The following is a 14,037-nucleotide window of genomic DNA, read 5'->3' as shown; positions in this document are numbered from 1 at the left end:
CCGACCACGGCCACTTCGGCCACGCCGGGGGCGTGCAGCAGCACTTCTTCCACCTCGCGCGGGTAGATGTTGCTGCCGCCGCTGATGATGAGGTCCTTGCTGCGGTCTTTGAGGGTGAGTAAGCCGTCGGCGTCGAGCGCGCCCATGTCGCCGGTCCAGAGCCAGCCGTCGCGGATGGCCGCCTGCGTGGCCTCGGGGTTGCGCCAGTAGCCGGCCATGACGCTGTCGCCCTTGATCAGCACTTCACCCACTTCGCCTGCGGACAGCGCTTGCCCGTCGGGCCCCGCCACGCGGATGCGCACAGGGGTCTGCGCCACGCCGACGGAGGCGATGCGCGCCTCAAACCGCGGGCGCGCGGTGTCGGCCAGGTGGGCGCGGCTGAGGGCGGTGCCGGTCATGGGGCTTTCGCCCTGACCGTAGATCTGCACGAAGCGCGGGCCCATGGTGCGCAGCGCGCGGCGGATGTCGGCGGCGTACATGGGCGCGCCGCCGTAGACGATGGTCTTGAAGCTCTGGCCGCACTGCTCGGGCGTGAGGCCTTGCGCCTCGGCCTCGTCCACGATGCGTTTGACGATGGTCGGCGCCGCGAACAGCGAGAGCGGGCCGAGTGAGCGACCCAGTTCGAACAGCTCGGCCGCGTCGAAGCCGCCCGAGGCGGGCACCACGTGCCGCGCGCCGGCCATGAGGTGCGGGATGGCGTAGAGCCCCGCTCCGTGCGACATGGGCGCGGCGTAGGCGATGGCGTCCTGCGGGCTGACGTGGTCGACGTCGTTGAAGTAGCCCAGCCCCATGGTGAGCAGGTTGCGATGCGTGATCATCACGCCCATGGGCCGGCCGGTGGTGCCGCTGGTGTAGAACAGCCAGGCGGTGTCGTCGGGGGCGCGGTCTTCTATGTATTCGAGGCCCTCGCCCTCGTTGATCCACGCCTCGCAGTCGGCGCTGTCCACGTCCATCACGCCGTCCAGCCCGGTCAGCTCCGTCGGGTCGGGCACCACGTCCGACGTGACGAAGGCCCGGCGCGCGCCCGCGTTTTCCACGATCCACTGCACTTCTTTCAGGTGCAGCTTGGCGTTGACCGGCACCACCACCAGCCCGGCCCACCAGGCGCCGAACAGCAGCTGCAGATAACGCGGGTGGTTGCGCATGAACAGCACGACGCGGTCACCGGGCTGCAGACCGGCCGCCCGCAGGCGGGCACCCACGCGGGCGGCGCGTTGTGCCCACTGCGCGTGGGTGGACACGGGCTGGGTGCCGTTGAAGAGGGCGGGCCGGACGGGGTGTTCCAGCGCCTGGCGCTGCAGCAGGTGGGCAAGGTTCATGGCGGGGTCTGTGGGGTGTGGCTCGGGTACCGTTGGGGCGGTCTCTGCACATTGTCGGGGCGGCGAACCGGGGCTCGGCAGGCCGTCAGGCAGGCAAAGGGTGTGGGCCCTTACAGTGGATCGCATGAGCGAAACCCTGCCCCCGCTGATCACCGCCTTGCTCGACCCGGCCCGCTACCCCCATCCCGTGCAGCGGGTGGAGCTGGTGCAGACGCACGGCGCCTGGGTGCTGCTGGCGGGCGATGTGGCCTACAAGATCAAGAAACCGGTGCGCTTTGCGTTCATGGACTTCAGCACCCTGGGCGCGCGGCGCCACGCGTGCGAGACCGAGATCCGTGTGAACCGGCGTTTCCAGCAGCACGACCGCCCGGCCACCCAGCTGTACCGCGGGGTGGTGTCCATCGTGGGCACGCCCGACGACCCGCGCTGGGGCCGCCCGGGCGAGACGGCACCGGCCATCGAATACGCGGTGCAGATGCACCGCTTTGACGAGGCCGCGCGGCTGGACCATGTGTGTGCGCGCGGCGCGCTGACGGCCGAGCACCTGACCGGGCTGGCGCGGCGCATGGTGCGATTCCAGGCGCGGGCGGCGGTGGCCGGGCCGGACCAGCCCTGGGGCCACCCGGCGGCGGCCATGCGCTGGCCGCGCGAGAACTTCAGCACCCTGCGCACGGCGCTGCGCGAGCCGGCCGATGCGGCGCTGGTGCGCGCCCTGAGCGACTGGACCGAGCAGCGCTTTGTGGCCATCGAACCGCTGCTGGCGCGGCGGCGGCAGAAGGGCCGCGTGCGCGAGGGGCATGGCGACCTGCACCTGGCCAACCTGGTGCTGGTGCCGGCCGAGGGCGGGCACCCGGACGAGGTGCTGCCCTTCGACGCCATCGAGTTCAACGACGAGCTGCGCTGGATCGACGTGGCCAGCGACATGGCCTTTGCCTGGATGGACCTGCTGGACCACGACCAGCCGGGGCTGGCGAACGGCCTGATCAGCGACTGGCTGGACGCCAGTGGCGACGTGTCGGCGCCCAGCGTGTGGAGCTTTTTTGCCAGCTACCGGGCGGGGGTGCGGGCCAAGGTGGCGGCCCTGCGCGCGGGCCAGCAGGCGGGCACGCCCGAGGCGGCCGACAGCCTGGCAGAGGCGCGGCGTTACCTGGCGCTGGCGCAGGCGATTGCGCACCCACCGGCGCCGCGGCTGGTCATCACGCACGGCCTGTCGGGCAGCGGCAAGACCTGGGCGTCGGGCCGCTGGCTGCAGGCCGAGGCGAGCGGCCGCGCGATCCGCATGCGTTCGGACGTGGAGCGCAAGCGCCTGCACGGCGTGAGCCCGCTGGCGGCCAGCGGATCGGGCCTGAACGAAGGCCTGTACCGGCCGCAGGCGCACGAGGAAACCTACGCGTCGCTGCGCACCCGCGCCCGCGGCTTGCTGCAGGACGGCTGGACGGTGGTGGTGGACGCGGCCTTTCTGCGCGCGGCCGAGCGCCGGGCCTTTGCCGACCTGGCGCAGGCCGATGGCTGCCCGTTCCACATCCTGGCCTGCGAGGCACCGGTGGAAGTGCTGCGCCAGCGCATCGGCGCGCGGCAGGCGGCGGGGGGCGACGCGTCGGAAGCGACGCTGGCGGTGCTGGAGCAGCAGCTGGGCTGGCTGGAGCCGCTGACCGACGCCGAACGCACCAGCGCGCTGACACAGTGAACGCGGCCCCGTAAATTTCTTCAAACCCGGCTGTCGCGCTTTCACAAGCCTTTTGGCGGCGGGCTGGCTACCATCGCCCGATTCACCCGAACCGGAGACAAGCCCCATGCCCGTGATCACCACCATCGAAGACCTGCGCGTGCTGGCAGAAAAGCGCGTGCCGCGCATGTTCTACGACTACGCCGATTCCGGCTCGTGGACCGAGAGCACCTACCGCGCCAACAGCGACGACTTCCAGAAGATCAAGCTGCGCCAGCGCGTGGCGGTGAACATGGAAAACCGCACCACGGCGACGAAGATGGTGGGGCAGGCCACCAAGATGCCGGTGTGCATCGCCCCCGTGGGCCTGACCGGCATGCAGAGCGCGGATGGCGAGATCAAGGCGGCCAAGGCGGCCGAGAAGTTCGGCATCCCTTTCACGCTGTCCACCATGAGCATCTGCTCGATCGAGGACATCGCGGCGAACACGACCGCGCCGTTCTGGTTCCAGCTGTACATGATGCGCGACCGCGAGGCCATGGCCCGCATGATTGAACGCTGCAAGGTGGCCAAGTGCAGCGCCCTGGTGCTGACGCTGGACCTGCAGGTGATCGGCCAGCGCCACAAGGATTTGAAGAACGGCCTGACCGCGCCGCCCAAGCCGACCATCGCCAACATCATCAACCTCATGACCAAGCCGCGCTGGTGCCTGGGCATGGCGGGCACGAAGCGCCATACCTTCGGCAACCTGGTGGGCCACGTGAAGGCGGTGACCAACATGAAGTCGCTGGCCTCGTGGACCAACGAGCAGTTCGACCCGACGCTGTCGTGGGAAGACGTGGCCTGGGTCAAGGCGCAATGGGGCGGCAAGCTGATCCTCAAGGGCATCATGGACGTGGAGGACGCGCAACTGGCGGTGCAGAGCGGGGCCGACGCCATCGTGGTGAGCAACCATGGCGGCCGCCAGCTCGACGGCGCACCCAGCAGCATCGAGGCGCTGCCGGCCATCGTGGCCGCCGTGGGCGACCAGATCGAGGTCTGGATGGACGGCGGCATCCGCAGCGGGCAGGACGTGCTCAAGGCCTGGGCGCTGGGCGCGCGCGGCACCATGATCGGTCGCGCCATGGTCTACGGCCTGGGTGCCATGGGTGAAGAAGGCGTGCTCAAGGCGCTGCAGATCATCCACAAGGAACTGGACGTGACCATGGCCTTCTGCGGCCACACCAACATCCAGAACGTGGACCAGTCCATCCTGCTGCCGGGCACCTTCCCGACCGCCTGAGGCGTCTGGCGCCTCAAGCAATGTGCTGCAGCACCGGCTGCAGCACGTCCCACAGGTCCAGATCATCGGGGCGCTGCAGCGGGCTGCGCGCCGCCACCCAGGGCAGGCCCTGGCGTTCCACCAGCGTCTGCAGCTCGGGCGTGACCTGGGCATGCGTGCCCAGGGCAACGATGACGGGCGCGTGGTGCACCTGTCGGTTGGCCGCGAGCACCCGCTCGACCAGGTGCTGGTTGCGCGTGGCGTCGTCACACAGCAGCAGCACCACGGCGGCGTGATCGGGCAAAAAGGCGTGCGCCATGCCCATGGCCAGCCCCTTGCGGGCGTTGGCCACCAGGCGCCAGCCCGCCTGACCCAGCGCAGGCAGGTCCAGGTAATCGCTTTCCACGTCGCGCGCGGCGTCGGCCGCCCCGGCAAAGCGCCGGCGCACCAGCGGGCGCCGCTGGTGCGTGGCCAGGGTCTGCAGCAGCTCGAACGCGTGAGCGCCCTGGGCCGAGAGCAGCATGGCACGCGGGAAGGCGCCGTCGGTCAGCGGCATGTCGGCCGCGGGCGGTGAGCACAGGCGCAGCCACACGCTGGCCGGCTCCAGCGCCGTGGCGCGCACCTGCCGGTCTTGCAGGGCAAACAGGCGGCGGGCAAACGCGGTGGGCCCCTCGTCGGACTGCACGATGGAGCCGATCCAGGGGCGGAACAGCCGCGGCTTGCCGCTGCTGTGGTGCACCACCTGCAGGCCCTGGTGGCGCGGGTCCTGCGCCACGCGGTCGAGCAGCGCGCGGATGCCGACCTCGGGCCCTTCGATCCACTCGACGAACCAGCCGCTCATGTGCAGCAGGGCCACGCGCAGGCTGGCCGCCTGGTTGTGCACCACGGCGTGGTCGCGGATGCGGCGCATCTCGTCGAGCACCGGGCCGTCCACCTTGCTGAGGCTGGCGTAAATCAGGCGCGATACCGACTGCAGCGGCACTTCCGAGGCGCTGTCGGGCCAGTGGGTGGCAGAGAGGTCGTGGTCAGAAGAAGACATGGGCAACAACAGCGGAGCAGGCGAAGCAGGCGGAGCGGCCACAAGGGGCATGGGACAATCAGCGCCCCGTCGTTCGGTCACCGCGGGGGACGCATGTTAGGCCCGAAAGCCCGCATCGGTCCATGTGGTGATCCACAAGACCTTGCCCGCTGCTTCACCACCATGACATCGACCGATTCCGCCGTTTCTCAAGCCCCCGCTGACCGCCGTGTGTCGTCCTGGTGGCGGCTGCTGGCTGTGGCCCTGCTGGTGCTGCTGCTGATCGGCTGGGCCGCCAGCGCCAGCATGGTGGAACAGCTCAAAGCGCAAATCGTGCACCTGCAGGGGAAGCTGGCCGACCAGCCGCAGATCACCCAGGTGGCGGTGCTGGCGGACGGCCAGGGCCTGCCGGCCATGCTGGCCACCTTCACCGCCAAGGACAACAAGCTGCAGCTGCAGCGCCTGAACGAGGTCAAGGAAGGCCGCGAGGACAGCATGCAGGTCTGGGTGCTGGGCGCGGACGGCAAGCCCCGCTCGCTGGGCATCATCGAAAGCAAGTACAAGACGCTGCAGATCCCGGTGCTGCCGGTGGACCTGCAGGGCGCGGTGGAACTGGCCATCAGCGCCGAGAACAAGGGCGGCGTAGCCGCCGGCGCCCCGCCCAGCCTGCCCTGGCTGTTCAAGGGCTGGCTGGTGCAAAAAGCGATTTAAGGTAGCGCCCCCACGCCCCCACGCCCCCACGCTCCGACGCCGCTCGGATTGTTTGCTCGGCGTCAAGGCGCCGAGCAGCCGCTGGCGCCACACTGGCGGCGTTGTGAGCACCGCCAAACGCTTCCCCGTCAACCCGCCGCACCCCGAACGCAACTGCTGGGGCTGCGACCGCTACTGCGCGGCCAACGCCATGTTGTGCGGCAACGGGTCGGACCGCACGCAGCACCCGGTCGAGACCTTCGGTCCGGGCTGGGACACCTGGTCGGGCATCCCGGTGCCCGTGGTCACGAACGTGCCGGAAGAAGACCTGCTGCTCAACGCAGCTCGTACTCGAACGAGCTGACCACGCGCAGGCGCTTGGTGCGCGAGCTGCCGTCGTCGAAGTCCTGCCCGTCGTCGCCGCTGATGCGGATCACGCCCTGGTTGGCGCTCTTGAGCGGACCCAGGGTGGCCCCGGCCTCGGCGGCGAACTTCTGCGCCTGCTCGCGCGCGTTCTTGGTCGCTTCGGCCAGCAGGGGCGCCTTCACGTCGTTGAAGCCGCGCAGCTGGTAGCGCGGCCCGGTCGCGCCCTCGCCTTCGCCGCCCAGCTGCACGCCGGCCTGGATCAGCGGGTCCAGCGCCAGGGCGGCCTTTTCCACCTCGGCCACGCGCGCGCTCTTGACCACGATGCGGCCGCTGCCGTTGAAGCGGAACGGCACGTTGCCCTGGGCGTAGTCGCGCGCCAGCAGGTCTTGCACCGACAGGGGTTTGGCTTCGATTTCGTCGTCCTGGAAGCCCTGCGCCTTGAGGAAAGCCCGCACCTTGTCGCGGTCGCCGGCCAGGGCCTGCTGCACACCGGCAAATTCGTTGCCAGCGCGGCGGAAGTTCAGCGTCCAGATGGCGAAATCGCTCTCGACATCCTTCTCGGCCAGACCTTTGACCGAGATGCTGCGATCGGCCATGCGAAAGCGCTCCAGACCGCCGCTGACGAACAGGCCCGCCGCGGCCACGCCGCCCGCGACCAGCAACGCCGTGAGCAGGCGGGACAAGGTGGTGTTCATGTGCAAACTCCCCAATAAGACACGGCCAACAGCGACCGCCATCGACCCCAGTTTAGACCCGCCACGCGGCGCTATGCTCCCTGCTGTGACCGCCCCGGCCCCACCGCTTCGCCGCATCGCCCACCTCGACATGGACGCGTTCTACGCCTCGGTCGAGCTGCTGCGTTACCCGCAGCTCAAGGGGCTGCCGGTGGTCATCGGCGGCGGGCGGCGGCGCGAGGAGGACATGTTCGCCCGCCTGCGCGAGGCCTACCCCGAGCGCGAGTGGGACGCGCAGCACCTGGACCGCATCCCGCTGGACTTCTTCCCGCGCCTGAAAAACTACGTGGGCCGCGGCGTGGCCACCACCGCCACCTACGCGGCGCGGCAGTTCGGCGTGGGTTCGGCCATGGGGCTGATGAAGGCCGCCAAGCTGTGCCCCGACGCGATCCTGCTGCCGGTGGACTTCGACGAGGTCAAGCGCATCTCGCGCCTGTTCAAGAGCACCATCACCGAGATCGCGCCGGTCATGGAAGACCGCGGTGTGGACGAGGTTTACATCGACTTCACCCAGGTGCCAGGCGGCCAGCGCGAAGGCGGCCGGGTACTGGCGCGGCTGATCCAGAAAAGCATCTTCCAGGCGACCGGGCTGACCTGCTCCATCGGCGTGGCGCCCAACAAGCTGCTGGCCAAGATGGCCAGCGAATTCAACAAGCCCAACGGCATCAGCATCGTGCAACCCGACGATCTGCAGACGCTGATATGGCCCCTGCCCTGCCGCAAGATCAACGGCGTGGGGCCCAAGGCCGACGCCAAGCTGCAGGGCCACGGGATCCACACCATCGGCGAGCTGGCGGCGCGCGAGCTGCCCTGGCTGGTGGACAGCTTCGGCCGCAGCTACGGTGCCTGGCTGCACGCCGCCGCCTGGGGGCGTGACGACCGCCCGGTGGTGACCGAGAGCGAGCCGGTCAGCATGAGCCGCGAAACCACCTTCGACCGCGACCTGCACGCGGTGCGCGACCGGGCCGAGGCCGGGGCCATCCTGACCCGCCTGTGCGAACAGGTGGCCGGCGACCTGCAGCGCAAGGGCTACGTGGGCAAGACCATCGGCATCAAGATCACCTTCGACAACTTCGAGAAGGTCACGCGCGACCAGACCATCGACGTGCACATCGCCGACGCGGCCACCATCCGCCGCGTGGCGGGCCTGTGCCTCAAGCGGGTGGACCTGTCGCGGCGTTTCCGGCTGCTGGGCGTGCGGGTGGGCACGCTCGTCAAGGCGGGGACAGAAAGCCCGGCGTCCCAAGGCTACAGTGAGCGCCAGACCTCCCACCACAAGGCCCCCGATGAACGCACCGACCTGCTTTTCCCTGAACTGGATTGACGGGCACATTGCCCACCTGGTGATGAACCGCCCCGAGGCGATGAACACCATGCACCCGACCTTCTGGCGCGAGCTCGACGAGATCGTCACCCGGCTGCACCGCGAAGGCACGGCGCGGGCGCTGGTCATCAGTTCCACGGGCAAGCATTTCAGTGCCGGCATGGCGCTGGAGACCTTTGCTGGAGCGATCCAGATGGACGACCAGAGCCCCGAGGGCCGCGCCGCCATCTTCGACCTGCTGACCGACATGCAGGCCACCTTCAGCAAGATCGAGGCGCTGCGCTGCCCGGTGATCTTCGCGATCCAGGGCGGCTGCATCGGCGGTGCGGTGGACATGGTCACCACCGGCTGCATCCGCTACGCCACGGCTGACGCGTTCTTCTGCATCCAGGAAATCAACATCGGCATGGTGGCGGATGTGGGCACCTTGCAGCGGCTGCCCAAGCTGGTGCCGTTCGCGGTGGTCAAGGAGCTGGCTTACACCGGCCGCCGCCTGGGTGCGGCCAAGGCCGAGCAGTACGGCCTGGTCAACGCCGTGTTCGACACGCCCGAAGCGATGCTCGCCGCCGCACTGCAGTGCGCGCAAGAGATCGCCAGCAAGCCGCCCATCGCCGTCTGGGGCACCAAGCAGGCCGTGACCTATGCCCGCGACCACAGCGTGGAAGACAGCCTGCGCCAGATGGGCTGGCTGCAGGGAGCGATCTGGAGCAACGCGCACGTGCGCGAATCGATCGCGGCCATGAAGGACAAACGCGCAGGCAACTTCACGCCGCTGTCGGCGCTGCAGTCGTTCAAAGAACTGGGCTGAACACCGTGCACCGACCCCGCCTGCACCTGCTGGCCACCGGCGGCACCATCGCCGGCGCCAGCGCGTCCGCCACACAGTACGTGGGCTACCGCCCGGCCGTCACGCCGGTGCAAGACCTGCTGGCCGCCGTGCCGGCGCTGGCCGAGGTGGCCGACATCACCGGCGAGCAGGTGGCACAGGTCGCCAGCCAGGACATGACGGGCGAAGTGCGCCTGGCCCTGGCCCAGCGCATCAACGCCCTGCTGGCCAGCGACGCCTGCGACGGTGTGGTCGTCACCCACGGCACCAACACCCTGGAAGAGACCGCCTATTTCCTCAACCTCACGGTGCGCAGCCCCAAGCCGGTGGTGCTGGTGGGCGCCATGCGCCCGGCCGACGCGCTGAGCGCGGACGGGCCAATGAACCTGTTCCGCGCCGCCGTGGTGGCCGCCAGCGAACAGGCCACCGGCCGCGGCGTGGTGGTGGTGATGAACGACCGCATCATCGGCGCCCGCGACCTGCACAAGACCGACACCATGACGGTGGACGCCTTCACCTCACCGCTGTTCGGGCTCATGGGGCTGGTGAGCGATCGCCGAGCCCTGTTCTACCGCGGCGGGCTGCGGCGCCACACCACTGACAGCGCCTTCGATATCAGCGGCCTGCAGAGCCTGCCGCGGGTGCACATCGCCTACGGGCACGAAGGCGACGACGGCACCGCCATCGACGCCTTTGTCGCCGCCGGGGCGCAGGGCATCGTGCACGCCGGGGCCGGCACCGCATCGGTCAGCCGGCGGGTCCAGCCGGCCATCCTTGCAGCGGTGGCACGCGGCGTGGTGGTGGTGCGGGCGCCGCGCGGTGCCCACGGGCTGGTGGCCCGCGGCATGGAGTTCGACGACGAGACGCACGGCACCGTGGCGGGCGACACGCTCAGCCCGCCCAAGGCCCGCGTGCTGCTGCAACTGGCGCTGACGCAGACGCGCGACCCGCGCGCGGTGCAGCGCCTGTTCGACGAGCACTGACCGATCCGCCGGCGGCGGGCAGTGCCGTCAGGCGGCCAGTGTGGCGGAGATCTCGGCAAAGTTGCCCGCGGTTTCCACCATGTCGATCGGCCGCCCCAGTTGGCGCTCGATCTGCGCCTGCGAGATCACACCGCGCACCCGCGGACCGTGGCCGGTGCCGGCCTTCTGCACCACCAGCAGGTGGCGCCGCCCCACCTGCTTGAGCGTCGCCACCACCTTGGCCACATCGGCGTGGGCCAGGTCTTCCAGGTCGATCGCGTCCAGCGAGGCCAGCGGCGACATCACGTCGGCCACGCTCAGGTCCTCGTACTTCACCCCGCGCTTGTGGATCTGCTGCATCGGGCGCTCACCCTCCAGATCGGTGGAGGTGATCAGCCCGTCCACACAGGGCATCTCGCTGACCACGAACAACAGGCGAACGCCCTGGTGGATCATGGTCTGGCGCGCCTCGGTCAGCGGCATGTCGGGGCGGATGGTGGCCGCGCGCACATGCGTCAGGTCGGTCATCACCGCGCGGCCGGGCGACGCCAGCGTGACCGGTACGCCGGCGTTGGGCTGCGCCTGCGCGATGCAGGTGCCCTCGGGAAATCGAAAAGTGGTCAGGGTGTTCACGGTACGTTCGCCTTTCTGCAAGAAGTGGAAGACGCACCGAGCCCGTGGAAGCTGCGCGGCTCGGACCGGTCTTCAGGCTAGCAGCGCCGCCACCTCACCGCAAGCGTGCAGGCCCTGAACCGGTGCTGGCATCGTGGTCGCCCAGAATGAGCCCAGGCTTAAGGCGGCGAAGGCCAGCATCACCCCTTGTGCAGCACCCTGGCCACCGGGTTGAAGCGCAGGCGGAAGGCATCGGGCATGTCCGAGCCCAGCAGCGGCCGCAGGTACAGGCGGAAGGCGTCGGTCACGTCGGTGCCACTGGCAGAGATGAACTGATCTTCCATGGTGCGCGTCTTGCCGGCCACGGCGTCCAGCGGCAGCAGCTCGTAGTCGGCCGAATAGAAACCGGTGCGCTTGATCGCCACCGAGCCGTCCACGCTGCCCCACATGGCGAACTGCACCGCCTTCTCGCCCACCTCGCGCGCTTCGCGCTGGTCCACGTCGCTCACACAACCGATAAAGCTGCGCTGCAGGTAGCCGAAGGTGTCGCCGCGCACGCGCTTGATGCCCAGCTTGGCCTTGATCTCCTCTCACAGCAGATCGGCCAGCGCGCCCGTGCCAGACAGCTGCACGTTGCCGTGCGCGTCCTTCTCCACGTCCTGGGCCAGCTGGGTGATGATGGGCTGGCCCGAAGCGTCGTGGATGCCTTCGCTGACCGCGATCACGCAGCGGCCGTGGCGTTCGTACATGGCCTTCACATCGGCCAGGAACTTCGGGATCTCGAACACCCGCTCGGGCACGTAGATCAGGTGCGGGCCGTCGTCCGGGAACTTCTTGCCCAGCGCCGACGCGGCGGTGAGGAAGCCCGCATGTCGGCCCATCACCACGCCCACGTACACGCCCGGCAGCGAAGCGTTGTCGAGGTTGGCGCCGGCAAACGCCTGCGCCACGAAACGCGCCGCCGACGGGAAGCCCGGCGTGTGGTCGTTGCCCACCAGGTCGTTGTCGATGGTCTTGGGAATGTGGATCGAACGCAGCGGGTAGTGGGCCTTGCGCGCCTCTTCGCTGACGATGCGCACGGTGTCCGACGAGTCGTTGCCGCCGATGTAGAAGAAGTGCTCGATCTCATGCGCCTTGAGCACCTTGAAGATTTCCTGGCAGTACTTCAGGTCGGGCTTGTCGCGCGTGGAGCCCAGCGCCGAGGCCGGCGTGCGCGCCACGGCTTCGAGGTTGTGGCTGGTCTCCTGCGTGAGGTCGACAAAGTTCTCGTCGACGATGCCGCGCACGCCGTGGCGCGCACCGTAGATGCGCTGCACGTTCTGGAAGCGCCGCGCCTCCAGCGCCACGCCCACGAGCGACTGGTTGATGACGGCCGTGGGGCCGCCGCCCTGGGCGACGAGGATTTTTCCGGATGACATGAAGGACTCCTGAAACATTCGATGGGCAACGCGATCAATATAGCCCCGCCACCACCGGCGGTGCGACACTCACGCCCACGATGAGAACCTTCCACAACCCCCACCACGCGCTGCACCAGGGGCGCGAAGAGATGTTCCGCGGCCGCATGGTGCCGTGCCACGAAGTGCCGGCGCGGCTGGACTTTGTGCTGGCCGAACTGCAGCGCCGGCCGCTGGGCGAGCTGCTCACGCCGGCCATCGTCGACGCCGAGCTGGACATGGCGATCGGCCGGGTGCACGACGCGCGCTACACCACGTTCCTGGCGGGCGCCTGGGACGAGTGGGTGGCGATGGACCCTGCCAATGCGCAGCGCGATGCGCTGCCCTCGGTCTGGCCATTGGGCAACCGGCATGCCTTCCGCACCGATGTGCTGCCGCGCAACTTCGCCGCCCGCCTCGGTCTGTTTTCCTTCGATTCGGGCTCCCCACTGATGGCGGGCACCTGGGCCGCGGCGCGCGGCGGTGCGGCCTGCGCGCTGGAGGCGGCCTACGACGTGTTGGGCGGCGCGCGCAGCGCCTTTGCCCTGACGCGCCCACCCGGCCACCACGCGGGGGCCGACTTCTTCGGCGGCTACTGTTTTCTGAACAACGCCGCCATCGCCGCCCAGGCACTGCGTGAAGGTGGCCAGCAGCGCGTGGCGGTGCTGGACGTGGACTACCACCACGGCAACGGCACGCCGACCATCTTCTACGAGCGCGCCGACGTGCTGACGGTCTCCATCCACGGCGACCCGATGACCGAGTACCCCTTCTTCCTGGGCCATGCGGACGAGCGCGGCGCGGGTTCGGGCGAGGGCTTCAACCTCAACCTGCCGCTGCCGCGCGGCACCGGTTTTGCCACCTGGCGCGCCGCGCTGGAGCGCGCTTTGCAGGCCGTGGCCGATTTCGGCGCCGGCGCGCTGGTGGTGCCCATGGGCCTGGACACGTTTGAGGGCGACCCTATCTCGGGCTTCACCCTGCGCAGCGACGACTACTTCGCGGTGGGGGAGGCGCTGGCCGGCGCCGGTCTGCCCACGGTCTTCACCTTCGAAGGCGGCTACGCGGTGGACGCGGTCGGTACCAACGCGGTCAACCTGCTGGCAGGATTTGAACGCGCCTCCTAACGGCGCTTGGCTTCACCGGTCGGCCGGCCAACACCCCGTTCGGCACGACGCGGCACATTCCAGAGGCACCGTCGAACCGGCTTTGCCGGGCGACCAGTGCCGTCCCCCTCCCGCCGAAGGCGAGAGAGGGGGAAGACGCAAAGCGGCGCAGGGGGTGCCTGCCTCACACCGCCTTCCAGAAGATGTAGTCGGCCTGGTACTTCACGATTTCCTTGCTGCCCATCTTGCTCGCATCGCACAGCATGGCCGGCGCAACGCCGCCCTGCGTGGCCACGCGCTGGATGTAGGTCACGCCCTGCATGGCGCCCATGCCCATGGCGGGGTTGGCCTTAACCAGCTGCAGCGGGATGCTGCCGGCCGCGCCCGGCGCCACCGCCAGCTGGGTGGCGGTGAGTTTGGAGCCGTCCATGCTTTCCCAGGTGGCGGGCGGACCGTAGTACTTGCCCACCTGCTGGCCCCTGCGGCTCATCAGCTGGGCATCGGGACCGACAAAGACCCCCTCATGCCCGGCCATGTCTTTCATGGCGCGGCATTCGTAGGTGATCTGGCCCACGCCCACGGTTTCCATGGCGACCTGGTGGCCGGCCGGCACTTGCACGGCGGCGGGCAGGCTGGCCTGCGAGAAGGGCATGGCGGGCGCGCTCATGTTGGAGGCACAGGCCGACAGGGCGATGGCGGCCATGGCGGCCAGGGTGGTTT

13 protein-coding genes and 1 pseudogene are annotated in these 14,037 nt (G+C 69.4%); 8 read left to right on the top strand and 6 right to left on the bottom strand.

Annotation, left to right across the window (positions count from 1 at the left end; all coding sequences use genetic code 11):
• Positions 1-1,319 (bottom strand): class I adenylate-forming enzyme family protein (locus tag ACR2JA_RS19970; protein ID WP_434010803.1); only part of this gene is annotated, 1,319 nt, incomplete at its 3' end.
• 124 nt (positions 1,320-1,443) lie between these two features.
• On the opposite strand from ACR2JA_RS19970, the gene ACR2JA_RS19965 reads away from it, so the two are divergent.
• Both ACR2JA_RS19965 and ACR2JA_RS19960 read left to right on the top strand, forming a co-directional pair.
• Positions 1,444-3,006 carry an AAA family ATPase gene (locus ACR2JA_RS19965; RefSeq protein WP_434010802.1) on the top strand — a complete coding sequence of 521 codons (1,563 nt, stop codon included), beginning with the start codon at positions 1,444-1,446 and terminating at the stop codon, positions 3,004-3,006.
• A gap of 106 nt (positions 3,007-3,112) precedes the next feature.
• Positions 3,113-4,267, top strand: coding sequence for an alpha-hydroxy acid oxidase (locus tag ACR2JA_RS19960; protein ID WP_434010801.1), 1,155 nt, complete (start codon positions 3,113-3,115; stop codon positions 4,265-4,267).
• 13 nt (positions 4,268-4,280) lie between these two features.
• On the opposite strand, the gene ACR2JA_RS19955 is transcribed toward ACR2JA_RS19960, so the two are convergent.
• Entirely contained in the window at positions 4,281-5,285 is a 1,005-nt protein-coding gene (locus ACR2JA_RS19955) for a BLUF domain-containing protein (protein WP_434010800.1), read from the bottom strand.
• 162 nt (positions 5,286-5,447) lie between these two features.
• Between ACR2JA_RS19955 and ACR2JA_RS19950 the strand changes: the two genes are divergently transcribed.
• Both ACR2JA_RS19950 and ACR2JA_RS19945 read left to right on the top strand, forming a co-directional pair.
• The gene (locus ACR2JA_RS19950; RefSeq protein ID WP_434010799.1) at positions 5,448-5,975 is read left to right on the top strand and encodes an anti-sigma factor domain-containing protein; all 528 of its coding nucleotides are present in this window, start codon (positions 5,448-5,450) and stop codon (positions 5,973-5,975) included.
• A gap of 103 nt (positions 5,976-6,078) precedes the next feature.
• Positions 6,079-6,318 carry a DUF3079 domain-containing protein gene (locus tag ACR2JA_RS19945; RefSeq protein ID WP_434010798.1) on the top strand — a complete coding sequence of 80 codons (240 nt, stop codon included), beginning with the start codon at positions 6,079-6,081 and terminating at the stop codon, positions 6,316-6,318.
• Here the strand turns inward: ACR2JA_RS19945 and ACR2JA_RS19940 are convergent.
• Positions 6,290-7,015 carry an SIMPL domain-containing protein gene (locus tag ACR2JA_RS19940; RefSeq protein ID WP_434010797.1) on the bottom strand — a complete coding sequence of 242 codons (726 nt, stop codon included), beginning with the start codon at positions 7,013-7,015 and terminating at the stop codon, positions 6,290-6,292. The genes ACR2JA_RS19945 and ACR2JA_RS19940 overlap by 29 nt on opposite strands.
• Positions 7,016-7,088: 73 nt before the next feature.
• Here ACR2JA_RS19940 and ACR2JA_RS19935 point away from each other — a divergent pair, with 73 nt between their 5' ends.
• From ACR2JA_RS19935 to ACR2JA_RS19925, 3 genes are read left to right on the top strand one after another with little or no spacing between them, the layout of a single operon-like run.
• The gene (locus tag ACR2JA_RS19935; RefSeq protein WP_434010796.1) at positions 7,089-8,378 is read left to right on the top strand and encodes a Y-family DNA polymerase; all 1,290 of its coding nucleotides are present in this window, start codon (positions 7,089-7,091) and stop codon (positions 8,376-8,378) included.
• Positions 8,341-9,186, top strand: coding sequence for an enoyl-CoA hydratase-related protein (locus tag ACR2JA_RS19930; RefSeq protein ID WP_434010795.1), 846 nt, complete (start codon positions 8,341-8,343; stop codon positions 9,184-9,186). The genes ACR2JA_RS19935 and ACR2JA_RS19930 overlap by 38 nt, the downstream gene beginning before the upstream one ends.
• 5 nt (positions 9,187-9,191) lie before the next feature.
• The gene (locus tag ACR2JA_RS19925; protein WP_434010794.1) at positions 9,192-10,187 is read left to right on the top strand and encodes a type II asparaginase; all 996 of its coding nucleotides are present in this window, start codon (positions 9,192-9,194) and stop codon (positions 10,185-10,187) included.
• A gap of 27 nt (positions 10,188-10,214) precedes the next feature.
• Here ACR2JA_RS19925 and ACR2JA_RS19920 read toward each other — a convergent pair whose 3' ends face one another.
• Both ACR2JA_RS19920 and ACR2JA_RS19915 read right to left on the bottom strand, forming a co-directional pair.
• A complete protein-coding gene (locus ACR2JA_RS19920; protein WP_434010793.1) occupies positions 10,215-10,799 on the bottom strand; it encodes a CBS domain-containing protein in 585 nt (194 codons plus the stop codon).
• A 179-nt stretch (positions 10,800-10,978) separates the two neighbouring features.
• Positions 10,979-12,196: pseudogene (locus ACR2JA_RS19915) on the bottom strand (6-phosphofructokinase).
• A gap of 80 nt (positions 12,197-12,276) precedes the next feature.
• On the opposite strand from ACR2JA_RS19915, the gene ACR2JA_RS19910 reads away from it, so the two are divergent.
• A complete protein-coding gene (locus tag ACR2JA_RS19910; RefSeq protein ID WP_434010792.1) occupies positions 12,277-13,338 on the top strand; it encodes a histone deacetylase family protein in 1,062 nt (353 codons plus the stop codon).
• Between the two features lie 163 nt (positions 13,339-13,501).
• Here the strand turns inward: ACR2JA_RS19910 and ACR2JA_RS19905 are convergent, their stop codons facing one another.
• Positions 13,502-14,029 (bottom strand): DUF3455 domain-containing protein, encoded by a 528-nt coding sequence (locus ACR2JA_RS19905; RefSeq protein ID WP_434010804.1) that lies wholly within the window; start codon positions 14,027-14,029, stop codon positions 13,502-13,504.
• Positions 14,030-14,037: the final 8 nt, after the last annotated feature.

Origin of the sequence: Hydrogenophaga sp. (assembly GCF_051007235.1) — a bacterium.
GTDB lineage: Bacteria > Pseudomonadota > Gammaproteobacteria > Burkholderiales > Burkholderiaceae_C > Hydrogenophaga.
Note: the sequence above shows the minus strand (reverse complement) of the source record. Positions and strands in the feature narration are given on the sequence as shown.

Coding starts and splice junctions, on each gene's coding strand:
- ACR2JA_RS19965 (WP_434010802.1), top strand. CDS start 1,444: ATGAGCGAAACCCTGCCCCCGCTGATCACCGCCTTGCTCGACCCGGCC.
- ACR2JA_RS19960 (WP_434010801.1), top strand. CDS start 3,113: ATGCCCGTGATCACCACCATCGAAGACCTGCGCGTGCTGGCAGAAAAG.
- ACR2JA_RS19955 (WP_434010800.1), bottom strand. CDS start 5,285: ATGTCTTCTTCTGACCACGACCTCTCTGCCACCCACTGGCCCGACAGC.
- ACR2JA_RS19950 (WP_434010799.1), top strand. CDS start 5,448: ATGACATCGACCGATTCCGCCGTTTCTCAAGCCCCCGCTGACCGCCGT.
- ACR2JA_RS19940 (WP_434010797.1), bottom strand. CDS start 7,015: ATGAACACCACCTTGTCCCGCCTGCTCACGGCGTTGCTGGTCGCGGGC.
- ACR2JA_RS19935 (WP_434010796.1), top strand. CDS start 7,089: ATGCTCCCTGCTGTGACCGCCCCGGCCCCACCGCTTCGCCGCATCGCC.
- ACR2JA_RS19930 (WP_434010795.1), top strand. CDS start 8,341: ATGAACGCACCGACCTGCTTTTCCCTGAACTGGATTGACGGGCACATT.
- ACR2JA_RS19910 (WP_434010792.1), top strand. CDS start 12,277: ATGAGAACCTTCCACAACCCCCACCACGCGCTGCACCAGGGGCGCGAA.